The sequence below is a fragment of the Leisingera sp. ABM4_060 genome, assembly GCF_056158765.1.
The window spans coordinates 2426604-2438630 of sequence record NZ_JBSWTX010000001.1; the positions used below are offsets into that span (position 1 = coordinate 2426604).

8 protein-coding genes and 1 tRNA gene are annotated in these 12027 nt (G+C 59.9%); 2 read left to right on the forward strand and 7 right to left on the reverse strand.

The genetic code is table 11. The features are described 5' to 3' along the window. Positions 1-33: 33 nt before the first annotated feature. Together ACXAEH_RS11710 and ACXAEH_RS11715 are read right to left on the reverse strand one after the other, a co-directional pair. Entirely contained in the window at positions 34-1380 is a 1347-nt protein-coding gene (locus ACXAEH_RS11710; protein WP_475032967.1) for a TfuA-like protein, read from the reverse strand. Then, positions 1377-2582 (reverse strand): YcaO-like family protein, encoded by a 1206-nt coding sequence (locus ACXAEH_RS11715; protein ID WP_475032968.1) that lies wholly within the window; start codon positions 2580-2582, stop codon positions 1377-1379. Before ACXAEH_RS11715 ends, ACXAEH_RS11710 begins: the two co-directional genes overlap by 4 nt. 329 nt (positions 2583-2911) lie before the next feature. Between ACXAEH_RS11715 and ACXAEH_RS11720 the strand changes: the two genes are divergently transcribed. Then, positions 2912-3403 carry a helix-turn-helix transcriptional regulator gene (locus ACXAEH_RS11720; RefSeq protein ID WP_475032970.1) on the forward strand — a complete coding sequence of 164 codons (492 nt, stop codon included), beginning with the start codon at positions 2912-2914 and terminating at the stop codon, positions 3401-3403. Between the two features lie 180 nt (positions 3404-3583). Here the strand turns inward: ACXAEH_RS11720 and dmdD are convergent, their stop codons facing one another. Together dmdD and ACXAEH_RS11730 are read right to left on the reverse strand one after the other, a co-directional pair. Further along, a complete protein-coding gene (dmdD, locus tag ACXAEH_RS11725; protein ID WP_475032971.1) occupies positions 3584-4390 on the reverse strand; it encodes a methylthioacryloyl-CoA hydratase in 807 nt (268 codons plus the stop codon). A gap of 55 nt (positions 4391-4445) precedes the next feature. Beyond that, positions 4446-6212, reverse strand: coding sequence for an acyl-CoA dehydrogenase (locus tag ACXAEH_RS11730; protein WP_475032972.1), 1767 nt, complete (start codon positions 6210-6212; stop codon positions 4446-4448). A 120-nt stretch (positions 6213-6332) separates the two neighbouring features. Here ACXAEH_RS11730 and ACXAEH_RS11735 point away from each other — a divergent pair, with 120 nt between their 5' ends. After that, positions 6333-7352, forward strand: a complete 1020-nt coding sequence (locus ACXAEH_RS11735) for an AraC family transcriptional regulator (protein WP_475032974.1) — start codon at positions 6333-6335, stop codon at positions 7350-7352. Positions 7353-7448: 96 nt separating this feature from the next. On the opposite strand, the gene ACXAEH_RS11740 is transcribed toward ACXAEH_RS11735, so the two are convergent. From ACXAEH_RS11740 to torT, 3 genes are all read right to left on the reverse strand, one after another. Then, on the reverse strand, positions 7449-10139 hold the full coding sequence (locus tag ACXAEH_RS11740) for a calcium-binding protein (protein ID WP_475032976.1): 2691 nt from the start codon (positions 10137-10139) through the stop codon (positions 7449-7451). A 561-nt stretch (positions 10140-10700) separates the two neighbouring features. Then, positions 10701-10777, reverse strand: a tRNA-Arg gene (locus ACXAEH_RS11745). 148 nt (positions 10778-10925) lie between these two features. Beyond that, positions 10926-11978, reverse strand: a complete 1053-nt coding sequence (gene torT, locus ACXAEH_RS11750; RefSeq protein WP_475032977.1) for a TMAO reductase system periplasmic protein TorT — start codon at positions 11976-11978, stop codon at positions 10926-10928. Between the last annotated feature and the right edge of the window lie 49 nt (positions 11979-12027).

Here is a 12027-nt window from a genome sequence, read left to right on the forward strand (position 1 = left end):
CTCCAGAACCGCCGTGTTCCCTGTATCTCCTGCCTATTCCGTTTTTCCCGCCGCTGACTGGTTTACGCAGCTTTGATGATACATGAATTCACGCGAGATCAGCGCATAGAATTCTTCCGCATCCGCAAGCCCGATGGATTTGGCATGGGAACCGAGATCCGAAGGCACTTCGCGGCCCAGCAAGGTCTCAAAATACCAGATCAGAACCTGCAGATTGCTTGCCCTCTGCAAACCGCTTCCGTCCAGGTCCAACTCGAGCAGTCTCTGCTCCTTTGCCGCCGCGCGCGCCTGCAGACCCGCATAGGCACCTGCATTCCGGAGTTCAGCCAGAATATGCAGCTCCAACCGGGGGCCGAGGCCGTTGACCGTTTCCTCCACACATAGAGTGGCCCGGAGCAACTCTTCATATCCGGCCACGTCCAACCCGTTTGCCGACAGCCAATTCCGCAGCTCCTTACTTCGGGACAGCCCCCGCGCTGCGCGGTGCAGGGCCATTTGCCCCAGCAGCGCTGTGCGTTCAATGCACTCCGCCCCTTCTTCGGCCCGGCCCAGCGCCAGCATGCGAACTGCGGCCTTTGTCCGGAAACCGGCATAGCGCTCCGGGTCCAGGCGCAGTTCGTCCAGCAGGCCGCGCGCATCGTTTTGCACGCCCTTGCTCCCTGCATCGATGCAGCGTGTCAGCCCCTGCCAGGCAAGCGTTCGCTCGACCCGATGCCCAGGCGGAGCCGCATCGCGCGTTTCGCCGCTCAGAAAGGCCGCCATCCGCACCAGCATCTCAACAGCATCCTCGCGCTTGGCGTCAATTTGCCCGGACGGAAGCCAATCCGAGAATGCAGCATGCCAGCGGGCTTCTTTGAACCCCTCCAGGATTTTGTCCCACCGCCTCTCCTGGTAGAAAAGCGCCTTTGCCGTATTCAGCAGAAGCGCAGCTTCATCAGCTGCAAGCGCCCCCTCCTTTGCAGCATGCTCAACAGTCGCACGGATCGAAACCATCGGCTCGCTCAATGGTTTGAAGCCAAACTCTGCCGGGCTGTGAAGGACCGCGACCTCATCATCGTCGCTCAGCAGGCCGGAGACGTAGCTTTCAAAGATTCGGCCAACCCCGGTCATGCCGAACCCGGCCAGCTCAGCTGCCCGCAGGGCCCCCATGCTGGCGCTGCCAAAGACGGCAATTCCCTCTTCCATCGCCCAAAGGATTTCCTTGTGCCAGACTGATGGCATGCCTTCGAAATACCCGTCGACAAGACCAATGGCAGCGGGCTTTTCCCGCGCTGCCCGGTAGATGTCGCCTTGTCCGGCCGGAGGCAGAACATCAGCATCGATCACCGCCCTCACCTCGTCCGCCGCTATCGTGGGGCCTGCAAAGACAACCGCCGTCATTCTGCCCCCTCCATCACCTGCTGAGCCCGCGGACCAGGGACAAACCCCGGGTCGTCATGCGGTGCCTCAAGACCAGGTATCACGGCCCGCACCACGGCAATGCCCAAGCCCTCGCGGGACAGGTCAACGATCAGCACCTGATCCATGCCGGCGGATTTCAGGCGTTCCAGCAGCCAGTCCAGGTCTTCCTCAAAGGACAGCGCGCTGAAATCCGGGCAATCCAGAAAGCTTCTCTCCGGCTTGCTGCTGCGGATCAAGCCGCGGGCATATTGCCCCCGCGCTGCGACCGCCTCTGCCGTGAACTCAGCCGGATCCAGATCATCACGGGCGCCCGAGATATAGGTCAGCCGGGTTTGCGCGGCCTCGGTCACGGCCCGCAACAGCGCTATGGAACGGTCCGGGTGGCAGCCGTCACCGATCCCTATGTGGCCCGGCTGGCTGCCCGCTTCGCAGATGACACAATGAAAGCAGGCAACACCTATGTCCGTCGCCGTATCCCATATCCCGTAGTCAATCCCGGCCCTCTCCAACCGCTCAAGCGCCTGCATGCAGCGCGGATCGTTCACCGAAACAGGATCGAGGCGCTGCGGGCGCGGCGCGCAATGCCACAACGTGGTGGCGTCCCGCTCAATCAGCTCGCAAACCGCATGACAAACCGCCTCCAGAACATCATTGCCCGAGGCAAGCCCGTTGGTGGAGCGCGGAAACACCCCCTGCCCGCCACAGGGCGGACCGGTGTAATCCGTATCCACCATCTCGTATGGCAGCCACCGGGATATTTTCGCGGCAAGGTCATGGCCTTCAACCCAGAGCATTGGACAGTGCGGATCAAAGCTTTTCCCTGCCACCCGGGGCAGCCGGGCAACATCCGCAACCTGCACCTCCCGCTCCAGATCCGCAAAGCGTGCCAGGCGAAGCGGCAACGAGACCCGCTCGCCGTGCCAGGTCTCGATCGCCTCCATAACCCCAGAGGCCCGCGCAGCTTCCAGCGACAGCCCCTTGCCCAAGGCCACCGCAACAGAACGGGAATTCGGCCGGGTGACCATCACCGCCGGAAGGCCGATACGGTCAAGCCCGGTCAGGTTGGCTATGCGGGTGATGCCCATGCTGGCAAGATGCGGCCGGACCTGCTCCAGCGTCTGCACGGGGTCGCGCAGCCGGTGCGTATCGAGCAAATAGGCCTTCCGCGCCGTTTCGGGCATATGCGGACCTCGCTTCCAGCTTGGCCGTAAACCGGCTGCGGCTCCATCACGGAGGCGCCATCAAGCTTTGAATTAAAATGATTTGACCGTTCACGCGGTCAACAATTTCAATGACCCCATGATTATTCACGGTGTTTCAGGCCAGGCAGCGTGCCTGCAGCACAGGTTGAACCCGGCGCCTCCATCAGCCAATTGGCTCCGCATTTGAATTATACGGATAGGATGTATTTTTCCGCCCTGTCTGATTGCAACCTGGCGATTGGGATGTGTATTAGAATTATCTCCGGCAACCTGCCGGCCCACCCTCCTGGGAGCAAAAAGACCGGCAGATGGCGAGCAACGGCAGTAAAGTAAAAGCGGCATTTCTGATCATTGCCGTCTCGGCAGTGCTGATGCTGATCGAAGGCGCCATAGAGTTTCTCCAGCCGGAATGGTGGGAAGATTGGGAAGAATACCATTTCCTGGAGCTTCTGGTCACCGCGGGGCTGCTTTGCTCCGTGGCTGTGCTGAGTTTTGAGGTCCGGGCGATGCGGCAGGCCGCAGACACCATGGCAGAGAAGCTGAAAGCCGCATCGGGGTCCTTCAACCAGCTTCTGGAGGCGCATTATGAGTCCTGGGAGCTTACCCCGTCGGAGCGGGAGGTCGTGAGACTGGTGCTCAAGGGGTGCTCCAACGCCGAAATCGCGGAGATACGCGATGCAGCAATTGGCACCGTCAAGGCGCAGACTCATTCGATCTACGCCAAATCCGGGCTTTCGGGAAAGAACCAGCTGATGAGCTTCCTTTTGGAAGAACTAACGGATGGGCATTCCGTGAATTAATGCGGGCAGATCCGGGGCCCTGGAAAACCGCGGTACCTGCTGGCAGGCCGCTGCCAGGGGAAACCGCCGATTTGGACGCCCACCGCCGGGGCTGATCGTCCGCACCGGTTTCTTTGAAATGCGCAAGGGGCGGACGATCCTGATGGTTCTGACCGGGCCGCAGGCTGACTGCCGCCGGGCTTAGCTGTTTGGACGCACCCGCGCGGCAGTTTTGTTGGCAAAGGCCTCCAGCCGTTCACGCGCGGCGGGCTGGGTGTTCACCACCCCGGCCACCACCGCCTCGGCATAGGCTGCATCCATGCCGGACATGTTGTTCAGATGACTGATCGCCGAGCAGATCGCGTAGTTGGTCAGCGGAAGGTTCTGCGCCACCTTGTCCGCCAGTTCCAGCGCCTTGTCAAAACTGGGGCCTTCGGTGATGTATTGCGCCAGCCCCAGGTCGACGGCTTCCTGCCCCTGGTAGACCCGGCCGGTCAGGATCATGTCGATCATCCGGTATTTGCCGATCATATCCGAGACACGGATGGTGGCGCCGCCGCCGGTAAAGATGCCGCGCTGGCCTTCGGGCAGCGCGAAATAGGTGGTCTGGTCCATCACCCGCACATGCGCCGCGCTGGCCAGCTCCAGCCCTCCGCCCACTACCGCTCCCTTAAGCGCGGCAATCACCGGAACCCCGCCGTATTCCATCTTGTTGAACGCCTCATGCCAGCGCAGGCAGACATGCATGAAATCATCGGGGCTGCGGTCCTCTTTCCAGTGTTCCACCAGATCGAGCCCGGCGCAGAAATGCTCCCCCTCGCCCGCCAGCACCACGGCCCTGACGCCGCCCTGGTGGGCATTGCTGAAAAAACGGACCAGTTCCTCGATCGTTGCCACATCCAGTGCATTGCGCTTGGCGGGCCGGTTCAGCGTAACGACATAGACGCCGTTGTCCCGGACATCGATGGCGAGGTTTTCATAGGACTTTGGATCGGTCGCGTGGGACATGGATCAAACCTTTTCGGTTGCTTGCGGCAAGGGGTGCGCCTGGGTCAGGAGGTGATCAGATATGAAACTCAGCGTCCAGCACGCTGGCGCTGCCGTTCACGATCCGGGATTTCTCGGTGGCGCATTCGGCCAGGATGTGCTGCGCATAAAACAGCGCGGTCGCGATTTTGCGGGTCATAAAGTCTGCGTCCTCCCCCTGTGCCAGCTGGGCTTCGGCAGCGAGAACAGCGCGGCCCAGTTGCCAGCCGGCCGCCAGGGTGCCCGTCAGCATCAAAAAGGGAACGCTGCCGGCATAGGCCGCATTGGGCTCGCCAGGCGCGGTCTCCAAAAGCCAGGAGAGGCTCGCCTCGAAACAGCCCCGCGCCTCGGCCAGACAGTCAGCAATGCGCTGCGCCTTGGCACTGCCTTCCCGCAGGTCCGCTTCGGTCCCGGCGATCAGCCCAGCAAAGCGGCGGGCAGTTGCACCACCGTCCCGCAGTATCTGACGGCCTAGCAGATCATTGGCCTGGATCGCAGTAGTACCCTCGTAGATCGGCAGTATCCGCGCATCGCGATAGAACTGCGCCACGCCGGTTTCTTCGATAAAGCCCATGCCGCCGTGGACCTGCACACCAAGCGAGGCCACCTCCACCGCACGTTCGGTGCAGAACCCTTTGACCAGCGGCACCAGGAAACCCGCCATCGCCGCAAAATCCCGCTCTCCGCCGCTGTGATGCGCTAGGTCAAGCCAGCCAGCAGTTGCCATGGCCAAAGCCCGCCCGCCCTCGGTCAGCGCCCGCATCCGCACCAGCATGCGCCGGACGTCCGGATGCTCAATGATCGCCAGCGCCTCCTTGGAGCTGCCGTCCACCGGGCGGCTCTGCACCCGTCCCCGGGCATAGGCCACAGCGTGCTGGCAAGCACGTTCGGCAACAGCAACACCCTGAACCCCAACCGAAAACCGGGCGGCCTGCATCATGACGAACATATACTCAAGCCCGCGGTTTTCCTCCCCCACCAGGAAACCGGTTGCACCGTCATATTCCAGCGCTGCCGTCGGGCTTGCCCGGACACCCAGCTTGTGCTCGATGCTGACGCAATTGACGGCATTGCGTGCGCCAAGCGATCCGTCCTCGCCAACCAGGAATTTGGGCACGATGAACAGGCTCAGCCCTTTGGGCCCCGCCGGAGCGCCCGGCGTGCGCGCCAGCACCAGGTGGATGATGTTTTCGCTCAGGTCATGTTCGCCGTAGGTAATGAAGATCTTGGTGCCGCTGACCGCATAGGTCCCGTCCTCTGCCGGCTCAGCCTTGCAGCGCACCCGCCCCAGATCGCTGCCCGCCTGCGGTTCCGTCAGGTTCATGGTGCCGGACCATTGCCCGGAAACCAGCTGCTCCAGATACCGGTTCTTCTGCTCCTCCGATCCGCAGAGAAGCAGCGCCTCGACCGCACCATCTGTCAGCAAGGGGCAAAGGCCGAAACTGGTGTCTGCGGCATTCAGGATCTCTGTTGCGGCCGCTCCAGCCGCGCGCGGCAGGCCCATGCCGCCGAACTCCCCCGGATGCTGCAGGCTTTGCCAGCCCATCTCGCGAAACTGGTCGTAAGCGTCGCTGTAGGCCGTGGGCAGCACAACGCCGGTGCCGTCAAATCGCGCCCCGGTCTGGTCGCCCAAGGCGGACAAAGGTGCGATGGCTTCCGAACAAAACCGGCCAAACGTCTCCAGTGCGGCCTGTACATCGGGCAAATCAACTTCGCTGTAGGCAGGCAGAGAGGTAACTTCTGGCCAAGCGGAGAGATGCGCGAGATTGAACATGATGTCGCGGACCGGCGCCTGGTAAGTCATGTCTGCTGCTCCAAAAGAATTGTTTCTTCTCGCCAGATACACGTTGCGGTGCCGCAGCTCCACGTCCATAAAGGACAAGATCCTTTCCAAAAGTGACAATCTGAGCAGGGCAGCCACAAGATGTCAGTTTCCGGCGCCTCGAGATTTGCCACGGTCTCCCCGCAATTCGCCGGGGATTGGCTGCTGGCCTTGCGGACCTGCTGCACCAGCATGCAAATGTCTTCCTTTCTGCAGCGCTCGGGGATTGTCATCAGCCAAGGCCAGCCCGCGCACAGGGTCACTCTGGATCAGATCGTGCGCTTGTATCAGATCGCCGCCGTCGAAACCGGAGACGAGATGATGGGCCTGTGGAGCCGCCCGGTACGGGCCAGAGCCTTGCAGCATCTGCTGACCACGGTGCGCGAAGCCAGTTCCCTGCCCTCCGCCCTGCACAGGTTTGCCACTTTCTGGAATCTCCTGCTCGACGACTACCAATTTGATCTCAGCCGCCGGAGCGGGGGCATTGTCCTGCAGCTGCTGCCCTGTACGGAGATGCCGCCGCAGCGGTTCGGGCACATGCTGATCCTGAAGCTGGCACATGGGCTGCTGTCATGGCTGGCAGGGTACGAGGTGCCGGTCCGCGCCGTGCAATTTGCCTTTGCGCGTCCAGGGTTTGCTCAGGACTACTCGGTCATCTTCCCTGCCCAGCCCGGCTTTCAGGCTCCCTGTTCGGCAATAACTTTTGACCTGGCGAACCTGGGGCCGCCCGGCGCCCGCGGACGCGCAGAGATGAAAGTCTTCCTCAGCCGGGCGCCCCGCGACTGGATCTTTACCAGCTTCCACGAACACGCCCAGTCGCTGAGAATCCGCGAGTTTCTTTACCGGACCCGCTGGGAGGAGTGCCATTTGGCCGGCGCCGCCCGGGCATTGAAGCTCACCCCCCGGACGCTGATACGGCGGCTGGAGGCCGAAGACACCTCCTTTCAGGCAATCAAGGACGGCCTGCGCCGCGATATAGCCATTCAGGATTTGCAAGCCGGGCAAAAGACCATCGAGGAGATTTCACAGGACCTAGGGTTTTCATCCGCGGCAAATTTCCACCGCGCCTTTCGGCGATGGACAGGCGCTGCACCAAGCTCTTACCGGCGATTGAAATCCTAACAACTGTATTGCCAGCTACCAGCGAAAGCCCATCAGCAGGCTGCACCCTGCCCCGGTATCCCTCTTTTGATTGTTCTGCCTGCCCTCGGTGGCCATTCAAAACAAGAAATCCGTTACTCCGAAGTCCCCGGCACTGACGCCAATGAGCATTGCAACCTGTTCGTCACCGTTACTGTCTTTGTTCAAAAACAACTCGGAACCCTCCTCTCCATCCCGGATTCTTATGATCAAGGTGCCACCTTTTCCTTCACCGTCGACTTCTATGGTTTCTCCAGAAAGTTCGAAAACCAGTGACGAGTGGCGGCCTGACAAAGCGCGAATATCAATCTTGTCCAGCCCAACCTCATAATCCTCAATCTGGTTGGACTCGGAAATTCTCTTGAATACAAAGACATCTGCTCCAGTCCCACCGCGTAGGAAGTTACTTCCCCTACCGCCGTCAAGAGTGTCTGCGCCAGAGCCACCCTCAATCGTGTCATCACCGAACCCGCCCGCTAGGCTGTCGCGGGAAAAGCCCCCATGAATGAAATCGTCGCCACGACCTCCAGTGATCCGATCGCGGGCGCCGCCACCGAGCAAGGTGTCGTCACCAGCACCGCCATCAACAGTTGCACCCGAAAGGCTGGCTGTGTAACGGCTGTCAAACCGCTTTTCTAAGCAGGCAATATAGTCGTCTCCACCGCCACCATAGGCTCTTAGATAACCGCTTGAGAAAAAAACTGTATTTGCCTTACTGTCTCCATAGAACCGGCTGCTCGGCGGACTTCCATCTGAAGTCGTGAAGCTGAACACCTCAATTCCACTGATCTCCCCGGTGTACTCTATCTGCTGAAACTTGTAGTGGCCCACTTCGCCACGCTTCAGGTCTATCACGCCCTCTGCGATTAGAGTGTCTTGCCCCTTGCCGCCGTGCACGCCCGCCTGCCAGCTCCCTGTGTCGATCAGATCATCACCAGCTCCACCAAAGGCGACCTCAGCCCTGGCAGTGATGTAGTCGTTTCCAGCCCCACCGTGCAGTTCTCCTTGAGAGGAGATATGGCCGAAGGCACCCGATACAATCACATCCTTGCCGTTTCCGCCGTAGACCGTGTTGTCTGTCCCCTGGACTTTAATGGTGTCATTTCCGCCTCCACCGAACACTAAATTTGTGCCAATCCGGTGGGAGTTGGCACTTGTTGGCGAGGATACGATCAGATCGTTCCCTCGCCCGCCTTGCAGTGTGTCGCTTCCCAGCCCTCCAAACAACACGTCCGCGCCACCTCCTCCCTGGAGGCTATCACTGCCGCGGCCTCCAAACAGTTGATCATCGTGCGCACCGCCAAGCAGCACATCATTGCCTGCATCACCGTAAATGAAATCAGCCCCCTCGCCGCCCGACACAGTGTCAGCGTTGGTCCCGCCCATAAGCTGATCGCCTCCAGCTCCCCCATAGAGCGTATCCCGCCCCTCGCCGCCCCAGATCAAATCATCTCCGGCCAGCCCCTGCAGCAGATCGTCTCCCGCCTGTGCATCAACGGTATCGCCAATTTCTGAGAGCAAATGCTCTCCGGAACCGCTCCCCAAGCGTGCTATATCATCCAGTGCTTCAAGGGACAGGGTCCGGGAATAAATCTCTGATCCAAGTGCCAAATCTTCGAAAAGTTTGCTTTCCCACATTATCTGAACACGGCCGTCCGGCAGCAAAACTGCGCGGACTTCAGCCTCACTGGTGGCCTCTGGGGTCAGGAAAAGTTCCTTGGATACGCTACCACTTGCGGTGATCACACGGCCTTTGACCGCGCCTTCGGTTTGATCCCACCAAATCGCCAGAGTCCGCCCATCGCCTAGGCCCAGCAATTGCAGCGGAATCTTGTTCGACTGCGCCTCTGTGTTTAGCTGGAATGGCGCGGTAATTTCAGTTCCATCCGGGCCGTAAACAGCTGCATGGATATTTACATGGCTAGAAAAGGCACCCTCTTGCCCCCAAAGTACAAGCAGATTGCCGTCCTCGAGAAGCTGCAGCTCCGAAGAGTACTTAATTTCTCCAATTCTCGTTTGACTGACAAGGTCGCCATCCAATGTCATCGTTGTCAGATAATGAAGGCCATAAGGAGATGCATGCCACGAGACAGCTAGGGATCCATCGGGCAACTGGACCGCTGAGGGCGTGATAAACGGCGATCGTTCACCGTATCCGGGTATTTCTGCAATTGCAGGCAATTCAATGTTGCCACCGACGGGGTTTCCATCTGCATCAAACCGCTGAAAGAAAGTCATTTCCCCCCGCCCCTCAGCGGACAGAAAATTCCAGTGCTGCCAGATTGTTACGTACCCCCCGTCCTGCAACGGGACCATGACCGCATCGGCCTGCTTGCCATCCACCAGTGCGTTGACCAGTGTTTCTGCACCTGCCGGAAGGCCGTGTTCATCAAAGACTTGCTGGTAGATTCCATATTGAGTGTAAAATCCACTGCTTGTCTTGAACGGCTCAGGCACAATAAAACTGTCTTGCCCGTAGGATTGCCAAGTCACAGTGAACCCACCGCCTTTTAATGCCAGAACATGCGGCTTGATTTGGTCCGATTTTGTCGTGCTGTTGACTAGAAAAGCCTGACCTTCTGCCTCTCCGTTTTCGCCGAGGTAGCAGGCCATGATGTCATACCTGTCAGTTCTGCTGTCTAATTCGGCCCAGACGGCGACCTGACGGCCATCTTCGAGCGTTGCAGTCTGGACTTGCCGCTGACTGCCGAAAGAATCCTCATCCAGCATCTGAAAATAAGATTCCGGAATAATTGTATAGGTAGTCATAAAAAATCCTGTTGCTCGTAAGAAGTTCGAACTTTCGCCTATCAGCATCCAAACGCTAAATTTAACCTGAATAGGAAATTCAACCCTGAAGTGTCAAGCTTCGCCTCAAGATCCCGCTTCAGAATTTTTCCTTCAGTTTCAGCTTCTTACAATCGGCCTCATAGTAGCCAAGCAGAAACGCGGGATTTCAGAGCACCTCTTGAAACGCACCTTCTACTCTCAAACGGAAGCCTTTTACTCCGGCAGGTTTTCTTGCGCATCTCTGCCCCTTGTCCAGCTTGTTACATCAGTAATATGTGTTCGTACCTGGATGAACGTCCGCTCTCGAAGAAATGGTTGGCAAGTCGCGCGCCTACAGCATCCAGTACTCGCGCCTCATTCGCATTTCCGCATTGGGCTGCGAGCGACATGCTGCATCAGCAACGTGGGCTAATCAGGGCAGCGGCGGCTGTGGGCTCTTCTGGCACCTTCGCGGGCTACCGCATGAACGTTTGATTGCAGGGATTGGGTCAAAAACCTGACAAGAAGGTCAGTTTTGCTTGGCATTCGACAAGGGAAAAGTGGCGGACCGAGGAGGATTCGAACCCCCGACCCCTTGATTCGTAGTCAAGTACTCTATCCAGCTGAGCTATCGGTCCACTGCGGCGGGGTTTAATCATAGCACCGCAGAGTCGCAACCCCAAAAAGCCGGTTTCCACAGCATTTCTCGCCAGCTTGCTGTCCCTTGCTTCGAAACGTGTCCGGGACGGCGCTGGGAACACTTCCCCGGCTTGTTCAAATACCGCCTCAACGCTGCGGCTGGAAATCGAAGACGGGAACAAAACTGGCCGGCGCCAGTGATTGCTCCAGCACGTCCGATTGCAGTGCGTTCTGGTCAAACACCCGGATTTCCGGCCCGGCGTGCCGGACGCGCAGGCTGCCTTCGATCGCGCGCACCGCCATTTCAACCGCCAGCCGTCCCTGCAGCACAGGCGAATCCGTTGGTGCTGCAATGACGCGGCCCCGCAGCACCCCGCGGTAAACCGCATGAGTCATATAATCCGAGACGACCTGCACCTTGCCATGAAGACCACGGGCGCGCAGCACCGAAACGGCGGCCTCTGCCGCAGGCGCAGAGCCCGCGATATAGTCCAGATCCGGCACCTCATCCAGCGCATCCTCGACCAGCCGCACCTGGATTTCCCGGCCGGTATCGCCGTACTTGGTCACCGCAACAGAGGCCGCGCTGTCTGCCAGCGCTGCGTGAAACCCCTGCTCCACAAACGTGACCCAGCCCGCTTTCTCCGGCCCCGGAAACCAGGCAACCTTGACCGGCGGCGACCCCTTGGGGTGGCGTTTTGCAATGATCCGCCCCGCCACCGCGCCCATTTCGGTCCAGGACACCCCGACCTTGGCGGAGATCCCGGCATCAGCGATGTCATTCACTGCGGCAATGACCGGCACCGAGGCGGCAATCCGTTCGACAGCCGGGGTCAGCCCGGCAAAAGAGACCGTGCCTAGGATCAGCGCGTCGGCGCCTGCCTCCACGCAATCCTCGGCCTGGCGGATCTGGCGCTGCAAATTCGGGTAGCCGCCGGCCTCGACCAGCTTGAAAGACACGCCCAGACGCGCGGCCTCAGCCACCATCCCGTAATTGACGCTCAGCCAGTAAGCGTCCTTCAGATGCGGGTAGGCAATGCACAGCTTCCAGGCCCGGGCGGCCCTGTCCAGCGGCTGGTAATCCGCCGCACCGTAGCCGCTGTCATAGTCGAACGGCGTCCTTGGCACCTGCAGCCGCCAGCTTTCCGCAGCCGCAGCAGAGCAAAGAACCGTGAAAATCAGCAGCCAGATCGCGCGCATTTGTGCCCCTTCCCGGCGCAGAGGATAGGCAGCGGGAGGGAAAAGGGAA

What these genes read in the sequence shown, in the direction of transcription:
- ACXAEH_RS11710 (WP_475032967.1), bottom strand. Translation starts at nt 1,380, where the DNA reads ATGACGGCGGTTGTCTTTGCAGGCCCCACGATAGCGGCGGACGAGGTG.
- ACXAEH_RS11715 (WP_475032968.1), bottom strand. Translation starts at nt 2,582, where the DNA reads ATGCCCGAAACGGCGCGGAAGGCCTATTTGCTCGATACGCACCGGCTG.
- ACXAEH_RS11720 (WP_475032970.1), top strand. Translation starts at nt 2,912, where the DNA reads ATGGCGAGCAACGGCAGTAAAGTAAAAGCGGCATTTCTGATCATTGCC.
- dmdD (WP_475032971.1), bottom strand. Translation starts at nt 4,390, where the DNA reads ATGTCCCACGCGACCGATCCAAAGTCCTATGAAAACCTCGCCATCGAT.
- ACXAEH_RS11730 (WP_475032972.1), bottom strand. Translation starts at nt 6,212, where the DNA reads ATGACTTACCAGGCGCCGGTCCGCGACATCATGTTCAATCTCGCGCAT.
- ACXAEH_RS11735 (WP_475032974.1), top strand. Translation starts at nt 6,333, where the DNA reads ATGTCAGTTTCCGGCGCCTCGAGATTTGCCACGGTCTCCCCGCAATTC.
- ACXAEH_RS11740 (WP_475032976.1), bottom strand. Translation starts at nt 10,139, where the DNA reads ATGACTACCTATACAATTATTCCGGAATCTTATTTTCAGATGCTGGAT.
- torT (WP_475032977.1), bottom strand. Translation starts at nt 11,978, where the DNA reads ATGCGCGCGATCTGGCTGCTGATTTTCACGGTTCTTTGCTCTGCTGCG.